This is a genomic window from Rhizobium sp. BK098 (assembly GCF_014193155.1).
In the GTDB taxonomy this organism is placed as follows: Bacteria; Pseudomonadota; Alphaproteobacteria; order Rhizobiales; family Rhizobiaceae; genus Rhizobium.
Genome location: NZ_JACHYY010000002.1, coordinates 730598 through 745391 on the forward strand (window position 1 = coordinate 730598; position 14794 = coordinate 745391).

General features: G+C 59.4%; 11 protein-coding genes. 5 read left to right on the top strand and 6 right to left on the bottom strand.

Annotated elements, in window-relative coordinates:
* Positions 1–148: 148 nt before the first annotated feature.
* Positions 149–2665 carry a DUF1217 domain-containing protein gene (locus tag FHT73_RS08475; RefSeq protein ID WP_183710926.1) on the bottom strand — a complete coding sequence of 839 codons (2517 nt, stop codon included), beginning with the start codon at positions 2663–2665 and terminating at the stop codon, positions 149–151.
* A 318-nt stretch (positions 2666–2983) separates the two neighbouring features.
* On the opposite strand from FHT73_RS08475, the gene FHT73_RS08480 reads away from it, so the two are divergent.
* The gene (locus FHT73_RS08480) at positions 2984–3550 is read left to right on the top strand and encodes a DUF6101 family protein (RefSeq protein ID WP_015339003.1); all 567 of its coding nucleotides are present in this window, start codon (positions 2984–2986) and stop codon (positions 3548–3550) included.
* Between the two features lie 78 nt (positions 3551–3628).
* Here FHT73_RS08480 and ubiA read toward each other — a convergent pair whose 3' ends face one another.
* A complete protein-coding gene (ubiA, locus tag FHT73_RS08485; protein ID WP_112606036.1) occupies positions 3629–4591 on the bottom strand; it encodes a 4-hydroxybenzoate octaprenyltransferase in 963 nt (320 codons plus the stop codon).
* 73 nt (positions 4592–4664) lie between these two features.
* The gene (locus FHT73_RS08490; protein ID WP_348648126.1) at positions 4665–5450 is read right to left on the bottom strand and encodes a MipA/OmpV family protein; all 786 of its coding nucleotides are present in this window, start codon (positions 5448–5450) and stop codon (positions 4665–4667) included.
* Between the two features lie 296 nt (positions 5451–5746).
* On the opposite strand from FHT73_RS08490, the gene FHT73_RS08495 reads away from it, so the two are divergent.
* Complete coding sequence (locus FHT73_RS08495; RefSeq protein ID WP_183710928.1) at positions 5747–6181, top strand: hypothetical protein; 435 nt, start codon at positions 5747–5749, stop codon at positions 6179–6181.
* Between the two features lie 89 nt (positions 6182–6270).
* On the opposite strand, the gene FHT73_RS08500 is transcribed toward FHT73_RS08495, so the two are convergent.
* Positions 6271–7530: a cyclopropane-fatty-acyl-phospholipid synthase family protein gene (locus FHT73_RS08500; protein WP_183710930.1), complete on the bottom strand. Its 1260-nt coding sequence runs from the start codon at positions 7528–7530 to the stop codon at positions 6271–6273.
* A 144-nt stretch (positions 7531–7674) separates the two neighbouring features.
* Positions 7675–9984, bottom strand: coding sequence for a Tex family protein (locus FHT73_RS08505; RefSeq protein WP_183710932.1), 2310 nt, complete (start codon positions 9982–9984; stop codon positions 7675–7677).
* Between the two features lie 245 nt (positions 9985–10229).
* Between FHT73_RS08505 and purD the strand changes: the two genes are divergently transcribed.
* The 3 genes from purD (at position 10230) to FHT73_RS08520 (ending at position 14220) form a co-directional block, all read left to right on the top strand.
* Positions 10230–11498 carry a phosphoribosylamine--glycine ligase gene (gene purD, locus FHT73_RS08510; protein WP_183710934.1) on the top strand — a complete coding sequence of 423 codons (1269 nt, stop codon included), beginning with the start codon at positions 10230–10232 and terminating at the stop codon, positions 11496–11498.
* Positions 11499–11610: 112 nt separating this feature from the next.
* Complete coding sequence (locus FHT73_RS08515; protein WP_183710936.1) at positions 11611–12039, top strand: plant virulence effector HPE1-like domain-containing protein; 429 nt, start codon at positions 11611–11613, stop codon at positions 12037–12039.
* Between the two features lie 363 nt (positions 12040–12402).
* On the top strand, positions 12403–14220 hold the full coding sequence (locus tag FHT73_RS08520; protein WP_183710938.1) for a methyl-accepting chemotaxis protein: 1818 nt from the start codon (positions 12403–12405) through the stop codon (positions 14218–14220).
* Between the two features lie 72 nt (positions 14221–14292).
* Here the strand turns inward: FHT73_RS08520 and FHT73_RS08525 are convergent, their stop codons facing one another.
* Positions 14293–14787, bottom strand: a complete 495-nt coding sequence (locus FHT73_RS08525; protein WP_183710940.1) for a DUF523 domain-containing protein — start codon at positions 14785–14787, stop codon at positions 14293–14295.
* Between the last annotated feature and the right edge of the window lie 7 nt (positions 14788–14794).

Genomic DNA, 14794 nt, shown 5'->3' on the forward strand with positions numbered 1-14794 from the left:
TTCCTTCCTGCGCTTGTGGAAAGCAGCCATTCCGCACCCGGAAAACATGTCCGAATATTCTCGAAATCTCTGTGGAAACAAGGGCATGACGCAGCTCAGCCGCACGGAAGTGCGGCAATGAGACAGGTTAAATTTTTTGTCGGACCCGTTAGCGCGATGAGGACAGCTGCGCGATGGAAAGCAGCGTGTCGGCACTGATACCCACGCCCGGGGAGGAACTCGTCAGAATCGAAAGCGCAGGGGATGCCGAGGAGGTCGTATTGTTCTGCAGGTCGTACATGGCCGAGAATCGCTGCAGCAGCCGATTGAGCTTGTCGGGATCGTGCAGGTCGCTCACATTGATGAAATTGCCGAGCATCTTGGCCTGGGTATCGACGTCCATGTTGGAGATCGAGCTCGGCAGATTGAAGGTGGTCGTAACGACCTCATAAAGGGCGGCATCACCCATGATGTCGTAGATCGAATTGATATCAGGCGCCTTGCGCTGGAAATAAAGCGCCAGGCGCACGCCGGGATTGCTGTCACCTTGCTGATCTTCCAGCGTCTGATGCAGGAAGAGATCATTGGTCGCTGAAAGCGCGCCCTGGTTTTGCGCCGTGCCGAGCTTGCTGTCGGTCAGGTTTCCGTCGGTGCCGAAATTGAACGCCTCGACGATACTCTTGAACTTGGCACCGTCAGCCGTGTTGATGAAGCTCTTCGCATCGGATGGATCGGAGGCAAAAGCTTTCTTCAGCGTCGCCGTATCGACCGTCTTCGGATCGATACCGTTAGCCGTCAGGATGAAATTCGTAAGTTTGCTGTCGGCGAGCAGATCCGTGACGCCGGTCACCTTGACGATGTTGGTGGCGAAATAAGTAGCAGCTGTCTTGGCGTCGTTATTGGCCTTGGTCAGTTCGGCACCCGACAGCCCCGCCGTGCTGTGGCGGGAATATTGCGAGATATAGCTGTTGATCTGCGTTTGCGACAGAGCCTGCACCGGTGCCTTCAGATTGCCTTTGCTGTCGAAATTGAAGGCCTTGGCAAGGGCCGTGAACCGCGGATCCTTGAGCGAGTTGACGTAGCTCTTCGGATCATAGGGGTCGCTTTCGAGAATCCTAGTCAGCTGTGACTTCGTAACTTCGTTTTCGCCGATACCGTAGGCGCGCAGCGCCATCTGATAGAGCTCCGGCGCGCTGTCATTGGCGGCACTGCTGTCGGCGGTATTGCTCGCAAAGAAATCCTTGATGGTCTTCACGTCAGCGATGCGGTTCTTATAGTTGTTGACCGCATCCGTATTCAGGTTCGACTGCGACGACTGGTAGTTGCTCATATAGGCCTTGGAGGCCGCGTCGATCTCGCTTTGGGACTGCGCCGTTTGGCCGGAAGCAAGCGTCCCGTCCGACTGGAAATTGAACTGGGAGACGGCGTAAGTCAGGCCGAAGATGGCAGCGGTCGTCGGATCGGCGAAGGCATTCTTGAAGACGGCGGCGGGCGTCGTCGGATCGATGCCGTAAGCCGTCTTGACGTAATCGAAGAGACGCGTGTCCGATGTCAGCTGGTCGACCGACGTAATGGAGCCGATATGATTCTTGTAATAGAGATCGTTATCGGCCGCGCCGACGCTCGTAACGAACGAGGGCACGGTGAAATTATAGGCGCTCATCACATCGGCCTGCTGGCTGAGCGTCTGCGGCCCACCCGGGTAGTTCGCGGTATAGCCGGACGTGGTGGCGCTTATCTGGCCGGACGTCTGCACCTGCGAGCCGGATGCGACGGTGCCATCGCTCTGGAAATTGAACTCGGCCATGACGGCGGTCAGCCCGTTCGAACTCGCGGTAGCGGCATCCTTGGCCGATGCATTGAACTGATCCGCGGTGATGTAGGACGGGATATTGAAAGCCGTCTTGACGTACTGGAACAGCTGCGGATTGGACGTCAGCTGATCGACCGAGGTAACGCTGCCGATATTGGCCTCGTAATAGGCCGTGTCTCCATCCGGCGTCGATGTCTTGACCGTGCCGTCGGCATTGAAATTGAATTCCGCCACCAGAGCCTTGTCGGCGGCGCTGCCGTTCTGATTGACGTAGCTGTTCGGATCGCTGGGATCGCTCGTCAGCATCTGCTTCAGAGCCGGATTCGATACATAGGTCGGATCGACGCCGTAGGCCTGCAGCACGTAATTGCGCAGGCGGGTATTGCCTAGGAGATCATCGACCGTCTTTACCGAGCTGATGTTCTGGCTGTAATAGCTCGTTTCGGTCGCCGCCGACGTCTCCTCATTCGTAAACGACTGCTGGTAAAGCCCGATGAGGTCGTCTTCCTGCGTGCTGGTTTGTGCCGTATTCGACGTGCCCGTCGCGCTCGTGCCGAAATTGAACGCCGCAGCGAATTCCTTATAGCGCGGATCGGTGAGCTTGTTGGCGAAACTGCTTGAGTCGCTGAGGTCGCTGGTCAAGACCTGTTTCATAAAGGCCTTGGCATAGGTCATGTCGGAAAGCCCGTAGGCTTCCATCGCATAACTGTATAACTGATAGTCATTCAGGAAGCTGTCGACGTCTTTTACTTTGCCGATATTGGCATTGTAATAGTCGATCGAACGCTTGTTTTGCGACTGCTGCGCCACCTGATTGAGCGACGTCGTCATATCTCTGGTTGCGATCGTATAACCAAGATAAGTGGAAATCATCAGCAGAATCCCAATAGATCTCTAATAAAAGCGGCGAATCTAGCTGGCATTATTTCATATAAACCTTACCTGAGACTTACAGGCACTCATCCAATGCGTGCACTATATTGATGCACCACCCTGCCCTGTATTCACCTTATGGAAACCCTGATGCATTCAACTTTGCTAACCATTTGAGGACGCAAAGTTTTCTTAACCTCGATTTTTAAGCTGTCTGGAAGGGACGGCGCCTAATCTGCCCAACAACGAGAGGACAAAAGTTCTCCGAGAGAAGACCGGAACAACCGGCTCTCAGGTAAAGCAAGGGTAGAGAAATCGATGACTAATACCGTCCTGAAGCCCGATTGGGCTGGAACCACACTGCGGCTTGATCCGGCGCGCTTCCCGCAACAGGTCAGCTATGCCATGCGAGGTGCCGAGGGTGACGTCACCATTACGATCGATGAGCGCGGCGCCGTGCTGCGCAAGATCCTGCCGTCCAGCGGTCTGCCGCTGTCCGTCGCCTTGCCCAAGCGTGCATTCAAGGGTGTTGCAGCCCGCGCCATCGACCATGGCGATGGCGAAGTTACCGTCACGCTGGAACTGCATCACTCCGATCCGGATCTCTGCATCCCCCTTCTCGTCGCTCATGACTTGAGCGATATCGCCGCCGACTGGCGCTCCTGGTCGGAAGCCTTCCGTATTCCGATGCTGATGATCGAAGCCGACGGCGTTGCCCGTCCGCTGGAAGAACATCTCGGCGGTGTCCGCTCGCAGGACAGCCAGCCGCGTCGCCGCCATTCCTACTTCGCAAACCGCCGTCCCCGCTTCCTCGTGCGCCGCACGACGGGCAAGCTTGGCATCAAGATGAAGATCCAGGGCCGCGAGATCATCGCCAGACATTAAGCCGATAGGGCTCGAAAACCGAATATCGCTAAAAACCGGCCGTGGGAAACCAATCCCGCGGCCGAAATCTTTGCATTTTCAGGGAGCAAGAAGCAGGAACGACAGGAAGAGCCCGGCAAAAATGATCAAGCCGACGCGGTTATTAGATTTGAATAGCGCAAGGCATTGGGCACCGTCGTTGATGTCGAGCACGGCGATCTGATAGGCGAACATGCCGCCGGCGACGATCAGACCGATATAGGCCAGCCAGCTTGTACCCGCGAGTGCAAAGGACAGCAGCATCAGGAGCAACGTCACCCCATAGAGCCCGACCAGCCAGAGGCGCGTCTGATCGCCGAAAAGCCGGGCGGTCGAGCGCACACCGATCAGCTCGTCATCCTCCTTGTCCTGATGCGCGTAGATCGTATCGTAACCGATGGTCCAGAGGATGGCGGCGAGATAGAGCACGATCGGGGCAAGCGACAGGCTGCCGAAGAGACCCGCCCAGCCCATCAGAGCGCCCCAGGAAAAGGCAAGGCCGAGGAAGAATTGCGGCCAGTCCGTGAAGCGCTTGGCAAAGGGATAGAGCGCGACGATGCCGAGCGACAGGACACCGAGCACGACGGCAAACCAGTTGAACTGCAGCAGCACCAGCAGGCCTACCAGAGCCTGCAATGCGATGAATACCTTGGCCTGCAGGCGCGTTACGCGGCCCGATGGCAGCGGGCGCGAGCGCGTGCGCGCCACGGACATGTCGATCTCGTGGTCGACGAGGTCATTATAGGCACAGCCGGCGCCACGCATTGCGACGGCGCCGACGAAATAGAGGAAGAGGTGATAGATCACCACGAATCCGGGAGAGCCCTGCCCCGAGGCGACGGAGGCATTGGCCGCAAGCGCCACGGACCAGAAGCATGGCCACATCAGCAGCTGCCAGCCGATCGGCCTATCCCAGCGTGCAAGCTGGGCGTAAGGCCAGAGCGTCGGGGGCAGAACGCGGTAGACCCAGTTGCCGGATGGCGCGTCAGCGACGCGCCCGTTAATGTCGCCTGTCTTTTGCATAGGCGAGTAGTAGTGACATCCGGCACCGGAGGTCAAGCGGCGAGCCATAAAGAAACATGACCTCGCCCGTTGCTCAGTTCATGGTGAAATTGAACTTGTAGCTGGCGGAAACGCCGATCAGCAGTTGGTTGCGGTCGCCGCGCTCGCGCACGAGGCTGCTGTCGGCGGCCGGGCCGGTGAGCCGGGTATATTCGAGGAAGGTGCTGGTGGTCCAATTCTGCGAGGCCTTCCAGGTCAGTGCGCCGCCGAAGCCGACGGATTTGACGCCGCCGCCGGGCTTGTATCCGCTGAGGCCGGAGGCAGCCGATTGGCGCGCATTGACGCCGTAATAGGTGTCGAAATAATCGCTGCTGGCGAGTGTCACGCGTGGACCTGCGGAGGCGCGAAGCTCAGGCGTGATGTCGGTAAAGGCATCGACCGCGGCATCGGCGACGATGCCGCTATGGGCACGAATACCCTGGCGAACTTCGACGCGAGCACGCAACCAGTCCGTAGGATAGGCTTCGGCAAAGCCGCCGGCTTCCACACCCCACTTGACCTTCTTCAATCCCTTCAGCTCGCGGCCATCGCTGCTGTCCCGGCTCGGCACGAACTTGCCGACGATGCCGATGCGAAACGCGTCGCTTTCGATCAGGGCAAAGGAGGGATTGTCGTTGCGCGAGGAAAAGCGCGGGCCTGGGCCTTGCCGGCCGATAGACACAAGCGGCGACCATTGCAGCTTGTTGTGCTTGCCGCCTTCGAATTTCGGTGCCGAGAAACCGGCCGCACCGACGCTTAAGTACCAGTCACCCGACCACAAATGCTGGCCGTCGCCCGCCTCGGCAGCGCCGGCATAAGCGACGGCGGAGAGGCCACCAATGAAAAGGAACCTTAACTTTGCAAACACAACGAAACTCCATGATACGCAATACAAAGGGCCGTCCGACCCAAGAGTTGCTGCAAATTATGCTGATCGCGTTACCGCTCCCTTAACCACAACACGCCGAATTCGATCAGAACATCAAATTCCGGTTGCCCCAATCCGGCCCCCCGCTCGACATGTGGCAGCCTATCGCGTTGATTTAATTTCTGTATAGATACTCAATCGCGGGTAATGGTCGCGATGGCCAAATGCCCGCCATCTCATAGCCCCCCATTTCAAAAGATGAGAAACGAATGAAGAGCATATCCCTGATCTCCCTAGGTCTGATCCTGACTGCCGGCATGGCGCTTTCCGGCTGCGTCGGCACTCCGATCGGCGGAGCAAAGCAAAGCCAGTTTTCGGGAAGAGCGGCGCCTGGCAAAAAGACGAAGGTGACCACTGCTTCGCTTGTGAAGCAGGACTGCACCTTTGCAGGATTTCCCTATACGGGCGTCATCAAGCAGCCTGCCCACGGCAAGGTTGACGTCGAGCACGGGCCGGTCACAGCGAAGTTTTCGAAAGACAGCACTGCCTACCTATGCTCGGGCAAGACGGTTCAAGGCAACATCGTCTACTACACGCCGAACCCTGGTTTTGCGGGCACCGATCAGTTCACCCTGCGCCTTACGGGACTGAATACGGATGGTACGGTGCAAGACGGCACCTTCACCGTCCATGTCGGCGGATAGCAAGTTTGACGACGTGCAGGCGTGAATAAAAAAGGCCGGACCGTAGTTTTCCACGGTCCGGCCCCGTCAAACGGCGCGATGACGGAGGCTCAGAACGTCACCTTCTCCAAAGGCGCGCGCCATGCCTCGAATTCCTTCAGTTTCGCCTCGCGCTCCGCGATGTAATTGCGATTATCCGGCACGGCGAACTGGTTCTTGGTGATCTGGAGCTGCATAATGAACAGTTCGTCCCAGCGGAAGCCCATTTCGGAACCGGCCAGATAGAACTCCCACATGCGGAAGAACTTCTCGTCGTAGAGAGCGACGGCGTCGGCCTTGCGCGCCACGAAGCGGTTGCGCCAATGCCTCAGCGTATAGGCGTAGTGCATCGGCAGGGTTTCGACGTCCCTGGTGAACAAACCTGCCTTTTCCAGCGGCGGCGTGGTCTCGCCGATCGAGGGGATGTAGCCGCCGGGGAAAATATACTTTTCGATGAAGGCGTTGGTGGCAAAGCTCGGCTTCGGGCGGGCGATGGAGTGCAGCAGCATGACGCCGTTGTCATCCAACAGCTCCGAAACCTTACGGAAGAACTTGCCGTAGTCGCCGATGCCGACATGTTCGAACATACCGACCGAGACGATGCGGTCGAACGTCTTGCCCGTCAGGTAGCGATAGTCCTGCAGCTCGAAGCGCACGCGATCGGAGAGGCCGCGCTTGGCTGCCCGTTCGCGCGATACCTTGAGCTGCTCTTCGCTCAACGTGATACCGGTCACGTCGAGGCCTGGATAGGCTTCGGCAAGATACATGGCCATGCCGCCCCAGCCCGAGCCGATCTCCAATACCTTCTGGCCAGGCTCGACCAGCAGCTTGGCGGCGATATGGCGCTTCTTGGCGACCTGCGCTTCGAAGAGGCTGATGCCCGGCGGATTGAAATAGGCGCAGGAATATTGCCAGTCCTCATCGAGGAAGAGATCGAAGAGCTTCGCCGACAGATCATAGTGATGGGCAACATTGTGCTTGTTGCGATTGATTGGCGAGCGGCTCTTGATCTGCTGCCAGGCTATGCGGCCGAGCAGCAGCGCCGCCATGCGGAAATCGAAGATCTCATTGGTGGTATTCTGCTTCACCAGCGACAGGAACTCGTAGATGTCCCCCTGCTCGAGGATGAAGCGGCCCTCCATATACATTTCGCCGAGCTTGAGCGTCGGATCGCGGGCAACCGCATCTTCAGCCTGCTGATCGGCAAAACGGACGGCCACCGTCTCTCCGGTTCCGTCGCCGACCATATGGGTCTCGCCGGATGCGAGCGTAAGCCTGAGTGAACCTTTACGGATGATTTTCTTGACGAGAGAAAAGAGTGTCGACGCCATGGACGCCCCGAATGTTATGACATGACATTAAGGCAACTTTAACGCCTCACAGCATTGTGGCAAGCGCACCTTTCCACAGTCATTGGCACTCTGACAACAACGCTGCCAGAGTGTGACATTCTTGCACGAAGTTCCGCTAAGTCCTTATTTTCGTTTGAGTGCGTCCGCCAACGCTGCCCCAAAACTACCCTGTTGTTCGGCCTTCGGAGGGGTATTTCCCTTAACGCCAGCGCTGCGCGGACCACCCTGTTCGCGTGTGTCCCGCCCGGACGGGGCTGCCACAGTGCTGCCATCTTTGCGCATGGAGAGGCCGATTCGCTTACGCTTCGCGTCGACTTCCACGACCCTGACCTTAACGACGTCGCCGGCCTTCACGACCTCATGGGGATCCTTGATAAAGCGATCCGCCAGCTGCGAGACATGCACCAAACCGTCCTGATGGACGCCAATATCGACGAAGGCGCCGAAGGCGGCGACGTTGGTGACAGTTCCTTCCAGCAGCATTCCCGGCTTGAGGTCACCGATCTCGTTGACCCCCTCCGCAAAGGTCGCGGTCTTGAAGCTCGGGCGCGGATCTCGGCCCGGCTTTTCCAGTTCGGCGATGATGTCGCGCACGGTCGGCAGGCCGAATTTGTCGTCGATGAACTGACGGGGATCGACCGCCTTCAGCGTCGCGGTGTCGCCCATCAGCGTGCGCAGGTCACGGCCGCAGGCGGCTACGATCTTCTTGGCGACGCCATAGGCTTCCGGGTGTACCGAGGAAGCATCGAGCGGCTCCTTGCCGTTCGGGATACGCAGGAAGCCGGCGCATTGCTCGAAGGTGCGCTGGCCGAGACGGGCGACCTTCAGGAGATCGCGCCGCGTCTCAAAGGCGCCTTCGCCATCGCGATGTCGAACGATCGCTTCGGCAATCGAAGGCCCAAGGCCTGAAACACGGGCAAGCAGCGGTACAGACGCCGTGTTCAGATCGACACCGACGGCATTCACCGCGTCTTCGACCACGGCATCCAGCGAGCGCGACAGCTTCTGCTGGTCGACATCGTGCTGGTACTGGCCGACGCCGATCGACTTCGGCTCGATCTTTACCAGCTCGGCCAGCGGATCCTGTAGGCGGCGGGCGATGGAGACGGCGCCGCGCAACGAGACGTCGAGCCCGGGGAATTCCAGCGCCGCGGTTTCCGACGCGGAATAGACCGATGCGCCGGCTTCGGAAACAATGACCTTGGTCGGCTTCGGCGCCGGCAGTTCGGCCAGCATGTCGGCCACCAGCTTTTCGGTTTCGCGGCTGCCTGTGCCGTTGCCGATCGCGATCAGTTCGACCTTGTGCTTGCGGATCAATGCCGCAAGGGTCGCCTGCGTACCGCGCACATCGTTCTTCGGCGGAAAGGGATAGACGGTCGTCGTTTCCAATAGCTTGCCGGTGCCATCGACCACGGCGACCTTGACGCCGGTGCGGATGCCCGGATCGAGACCCATGGTGGCGCGCGAACCCGCAGGCGCTGCCAGCAGCAGATCCTTCAGATTGCGGGCGAAAACATGGATCGCTTCTTCTTCTGCGCGTTCGCGCAGTTCCCGCATCAGGTCGAGCGACAGCGACATCGAAAGCTTCACACGCCAGGTCCAGCTTGCGACCTCCGTCAGCCAGCGGTCGCCGGGTCGGCTGGTGCCGATATCATAGGCCGCAGTGATCATGCGTTCGACCGGCTTGTTGGGTGAGATGGCGTCGGCATCGATTTCGATATTCAGTGTCAGGACTTCCTCGTTCCAGCCGCGCAGCATGGCAAGCGCGCGATGACCGGGAGCCGTCGCCCAGCGTTCCTGATGGGCGAAATAATCCGAGAACTTGGCGCCCGCTTCCTGCTTGCCGTCGACGACGGCGGCCTTCAGCGTTGCATTGGTCTTCATGTAATTGCGCAGCTTGCCCAGCAGGTCGGCATTTTCGGCAATGCCTTCGGCGATGATATCGCGCGCGCCCTCCAGCGCCGTTTTCGCGTCAGGCACATCGGCCGTGATGAAGCCTTCGGCGAGAACCGTGGGTTCTTTGGAGCGATCCGCAAGGATCGTGTCGGCCAATGGGCCGAGGCCGCGTTCCCTCGCAATTTCGGCGCGCGTGCGGCGCTTCGGCTTGTAGGGCAGATAAAGGTCTTCCAGCTCAGCCTTGGTGCCGACGGTTGCAACCTTGCTCATCAGCTCGTCGGTCATCTTGCCCTGGCCGGCGATGGATTCGATGATAGCGGCGCGGCGCGCTTCCAGCTCACGCAGATAGACCAGACGTTCCGACAGAGTACGAAGCTGCGTATCGTCGAGGCCACCGGTCACTTCCTTGCGGTAGCGGGCGATGAAGGGCACGGTCGCACCTTCGTCCAAGAGCTCGATGGCGGCCTTGGCCTGATCCGGGCGGGCATTGATCTCGGCGGCGATGGTTGCAGCAAGGGAACGGATATCGGCGGACATGTGTCTCTCTGAACTGGACAATCGTAAAGGGGACCATAAGCATGATCCCGCGGACATAAGAAGCGGTTTCGGCACGGAACACGCCAATCCGGGCGCGGAGATAGCGTGGAGGGCGAAGCCGCTTCCGCTTTAACGGGATAAAAAGGCATGGCAATGTTGCCAGCCCTGCCTCCACAGGATTTGCCGCTTGACCTTTGGCTCATCCCCGCTTAACCGCGCAAAAGGACGCAACGAAAGGGCAAGCCATGAGAGTTCTGTTGATCGGATCGGGCGGACGCGAGCACGCACTGGCCTGGAAACTGGCGCAATCGCCTCTCATGACGGAATTCTATGCCGCACCCGGCAATCCCGGCATTGCTGAGCATGCGACGCTTGCGCCGATCGATATCGACAACCACGACGCTGTTGTCGCCTTCTGCAAGGACAAGGCCATCGACTTCGTCGTCGTCGGCCCGGAAGCGCCCTTGGTCGCCGGCATTGCCGATGCGCTACGCGCCGCCGATATTGCCGTTTTTGGCCCTTCTGCAGCCGCCGCCCAGCTCGAAGGGTCCAAGGGTTTCACCAAGGATATCTGCGCCCGCTACAATATTCCAACCGGCGCCTATCAGCGCTTCAACAATGCACCGAAGGCGAAAGCCTATGTCCGCGCTCAAGGCGCGCCGATCGTCGTCAAGGCGGACGGTCTTGCGGCGGGCAAGGGCGTCACCGTCGCCATGACCATCGACGAAGCGCTTGCCGCGATCGACGATTGCTTCGAGGGTGCATTCGGCGAGGCCGGCGCGGAAGTGGTAATCGAAGCCTATCTCGATGGCGAAGAGGCAAGCTTCTTCTGCCTTTGCGACGGCAAGCATGCGCTGGCGCTTGCGACCGCACAAGACCACAAACGCGTCGGCGACGGCGATACCGGCCCGAACACCGGCGGCATGGGCGCCTATTCCCCTGCCCCCGTGATGACACCCGAATTGGTCGAGCGCACCATGAAGGAGATCATCGAGCCGACGATGCGCGGCATGGCGGAAAGCGGCCATCCTTTCAGCGGTGTCTTCTTCGCTGGGCTGATGATCACCGCCAAGGGTCCCGAACTCATCGAATACAATGTCCGCTTCGGCGATCCGGAATGCCAGGTGCTGATGATGCGCCTGAAAAGCGACCTGCTGCCAATGCTCTATGCCTGCGCAAACGGCACGCTGGATCAGGTGACTGCCGAATGGAGCAAGGATCCGGCGCTAACCGTCGTCATGGCCTCGAAGGGCTATCCCGGCTCCTACGCCAAGAACACACCAATCGCGGCGCTGCCTGCCGACGACGAAGGCGAGAAAGTGTTTCATGCCGGCACAGCCTTGAAGGACGGCGCACTCGTTGCGACGGGTGGGCGAGTCCTCAACATCACTGCAACAGGCAAGACTGTAGGCGAAGCAAAAGAACGGGCCTATGCCCTTGCCGGCGAAGTGAAATGGGACAACGGCTTCTATCGCAATGATATCGGATGGCGCGCAGTGGAGCGCGAAAAGTAAACATCACTTCGGCTCTGCAATCGCAAGTCCATTAAATTTTTACCTAATCTCCTGACGGGATGGAAATAAAGCTACACTAATGTCTTCGTCACTATAGGCGGAGTTCTTGGTTATGCGTTCCTTCTTTGTGACCTTGGCGTGCGTACTGGCCGGCGGTTCTGCCATGGCCTCGTCGATCCAGCCGATTGACGGCACGATGATCGGCGGCAGGGGCAGCATTATCAACAAAAGCTGCGCCGAATGCCCTCCACTGAAGCCTCCCGTCACAGAAAGAGAATACACCGTGCCGACGCTGGAGCCCGGCACGCAATCCGTCGTCGTGCGCAATATCGACGGACAGAAAAAGGTCGTCCGCACCGAAGCCTGGATGGGTGGCTCGCCTGTTAACTTCGTCAGCAAGCCTACGCCAGAAGCGCTCGCCGCCGCTGGTGAGCCCGTCGACGGCATCGACATCACGGCTCGGACGGCGGCCTTGCCGAACTCATCCACAACTCGCGAACCCGCGCCGCTCGATATCTCCGGCTTCCAGCTTCGCCAATAAGCCCCGCAAGCCGTCTTGGTAACGCTTGGCCGCTTGCGGAATGCCGACCATATTCAAACTTGTAAATATATCCTCATAATATTCGATAAATCTAAATAATTGCCGGAAATCTCGAAGTCTCCTCGACGGCATAAGCAAGTAAAATTTCGTATTACTTACAATTCCTGCACACATCTCCGGTTTAATTCCGAATTAAATACAACCAAATCCCTACAATTAAAGCTTTCTTAGACATAAACAGCGATTTTACTGCCACCGGACAGCAGCATGTCATTTAAGCGGCGGCAAGCGTATTGGGATTCTCTCAGGCGATCGCACAGGCGGTAGGAAACCGCACCGGTATTCACCCCTGTGGGAGGCACCATGAAGAATCTCAAGATTTCGCATCAATTATTTGCCCTGCTTGGCGTCCTGATGGCCGCCTTCGCAGTGGCCACTTATTTCCAGATCCGGTCCCAGGCCGATTCCATTTACGACGACCGCTTCGACATGCTGCGAACGCAGGTCGAATCCGGCATCTCGGTTCTGAACCAGTATTATCAGCGCGAAAAATCCGGCGAGATGACCCATGAGGCAGCCCAGGCCGAAGCCTTCAAGGTCCTGTCGCATGTGAGCTTCGCGCCGGCAGGCTATCTCTTCGGTTTCGATTATAATGTGATCCAGCGCATTCATCCGAGCCCGGTCAATATCGGCAAGGACATGTCTTCGCAGGTCGACAAGAACGGCACCCATTTCAGCAAGGAAATGGTCGAGAAGGGCATCAAGGGCGGCGGCCGCACCATCTATTACTGGAACAAGCCGGGCCATTCCGACAGCGAGTTCTTCCTCAAGGGCAGCTATTCAGCCGCCTTCGCGCCTTGGCAGATCGTCCTGGGGTGCGGTGTCTACATGGATGACCTCGAGGCGCAGATCAACGCTACCATGTGGCGTGCGCTTATGATCTGCGGCATCGTCTTCCTGGTCGGCATTGGCGCCGCCTTCTACTTCATCCGCGGCATCACGAAGCCGCTGACCGACGTCCATGCCGCACTGAAGGCCGTGGCCGACGAAGATGTGAAGATGGCCATTCCGCATGCCGAGATGCGCAACGAAATCGGCCTGATGGCGAAAGCGACCCAGGCGCTGCAAGAAAAGATCCGCGAGCGCCACGTGCTGGCCGACCGCCAGGCTGCACAGGAACTCGAAATCAGCAATGAGCGCGAACAGAACCTGCGCCAGCAGCAGGACGAGGCCCACGAACAGGCGCGCGTCGTCTCGGTCATCGGCCGGGCGCTTGAAGACCTCGCCCAGGGGAACCTGACGATAAGGTGCGGCGATCTCGGCGCCAGCTATGCCGGCCTTCGCAACAACTTCAACGAGGCGCTGTCGCATCTCGAAGCCGCGATGGGCCGCGTCAACGCCAAGGGCAACGACATCGGCCTCAGCAAGGAAGAAATCCGCCGCGCCTCCAACGAACTGTCGCAGCGCACCGAACGCCAGGCCGCCAGCCTGGAAGAGACTTCCGCCGCGCTCGACGAACTCACCGTCGCTGTCCGCCAGACCGCGGAAGGCGCCGATGAAGCCAGCAAGCGTGTTCATGCCGTCAGCGCCGAAGCATCGCGCAGCGATGCCGTGGTTGCCCAGGCGATCGAAGCGATGAGCGGCATCGAGAAGTCCTCGGCAGAAATCGGCAAGATCATCGGCGTCATCGACGAGATTGCCTTCCAGACCAATCTTCTGGCGCTGAATGCCGGCGTCGAAGCGGCTCGCGCCGGCGAATCCGGCAAGGGCTTTGCGGTCGTCGCCCAGGAAGTGCGTGAACTTGCCCAGCGCTCCGCCGCAGCCGCCAAGGAGATCAAGGACCAGATCGCCCGATCTTCCGGCCAGGTCGATCAGGGTGTCCGCCTTGTCGGTGAGGCAGGCGAAGCGCTGAAGCGCATCTCCGGTCAGATCAAGGCAGCCAACGAAATCGTCTCGAAGATCGCCCACAGCGCCTCCGAGCAGGATACGACGCTGCGCTCGATCTCCTCTTCGATGAACCAGCTCGATGCCGCCACGCAGCAGAACGCCGCCATGGCCGAAGAGACGACGGCATCGGCCGAGACACTCGCCGCCGACACGGAAGATCTCCTCGCCCTCATCCGCGGCTTCCGTGTCAACGACGGCCAACCCGCTGCGGATCATCGTCGCCGGGCCGCCTGAGCTGCATGGGCCAGAAAACACGAAACCGCCGGGCTTGCGTCCGGCGGTTTTTATTTGGCTATGATGGTTGTGTCAGTCGGTCGCCGCCAGCCGCTCAACCAGCCTGTCGATCTCGCGATCGGAATAGACCTCGATGCCGGCTTGCCTGAGCAGCGCCGCCGTGACGCCCCGGCCACTCTGCCGGTCACCCGAAAATGAGCCGTCATAAATGAAGCCCGAGCCGCAGGACGGGCTGCCGTCGATCAGCAGGGCATAGCGGCAGCCGGTTTCCGTTGCGAGCGCCAGCGCATTTTCCGCCGCCTGACGAAATTCCGCCGTGACATCGCCGCCGCTGATCTCCATCACCTTTGCGGTGCCGGCAAGCACGTCCTCGCCGGTGGCGCCGCCAACAATCTCGGCCGGCGGCCTCGGTACGGCCATGCCGGCAGACATTTCCGGGCAGATCATCACCAACCGCCCCTCCTCGCGCCAACGATCGATCGCCGGATGGACAAGAGGCTTGGAGCGGCCGTCATAGCGGACGGCGTGGCCCATGAGGCAGGCGCTGACGAGGATCTTTCCGGTCATCGCGCCC

Excerpts from the sequence above, each read along its gene's own strand:
- FHT73_RS08475 (WP_183710926.1), bottom strand. The coding sequence starts at position 2,665 with ATGATTTCCACTTATCTTGGTTATACGATCGCAACCAGAGATATGACG.
- FHT73_RS08480 (WP_015339003.1), top strand. The coding sequence starts at position 2,984 with ATGACTAATACCGTCCTGAAGCCCGATTGGGCTGGAACCACACTGCGG.
- ubiA (WP_112606036.1), bottom strand. The coding sequence starts at position 4,591 with ATGCAAAAGACAGGCGACATTAACGGGCGCGTCGCTGACGCGCCATCC.
- FHT73_RS08495 (WP_183710928.1), top strand. The coding sequence starts at position 5,747 with ATGAAGAGCATATCCCTGATCTCCCTAGGTCTGATCCTGACTGCCGGC.
- FHT73_RS08500 (WP_183710930.1), bottom strand. The coding sequence starts at position 7,530 with ATGGCGTCGACACTCTTTTCTCTCGTCAAGAAAATCATCCGTAAAGGT.
- FHT73_RS08505 (WP_183710932.1), bottom strand. The coding sequence starts at position 9,984 with ATGTCCGCCGATATCCGTTCCCTTGCTGCAACCATCGCCGCCGAGATC.
- purD (WP_183710934.1), top strand. The coding sequence starts at position 10,230 with ATGAGAGTTCTGTTGATCGGATCGGGCGGACGCGAGCACGCACTGGCC.
- FHT73_RS08515 (WP_183710936.1), top strand. The coding sequence starts at position 11,611 with ATGCGTTCCTTCTTTGTGACCTTGGCGTGCGTACTGGCCGGCGGTTCT.
- FHT73_RS08520 (WP_183710938.1), top strand. The coding sequence starts at position 12,403 with ATGAAGAATCTCAAGATTTCGCATCAATTATTTGCCCTGCTTGGCGTC.
- FHT73_RS08525 (WP_183710940.1), bottom strand. The coding sequence starts at position 14,787 with ATGACCGGAAAGATCCTCGTCAGCGCCTGCCTCATGGGCCACGCCGTC.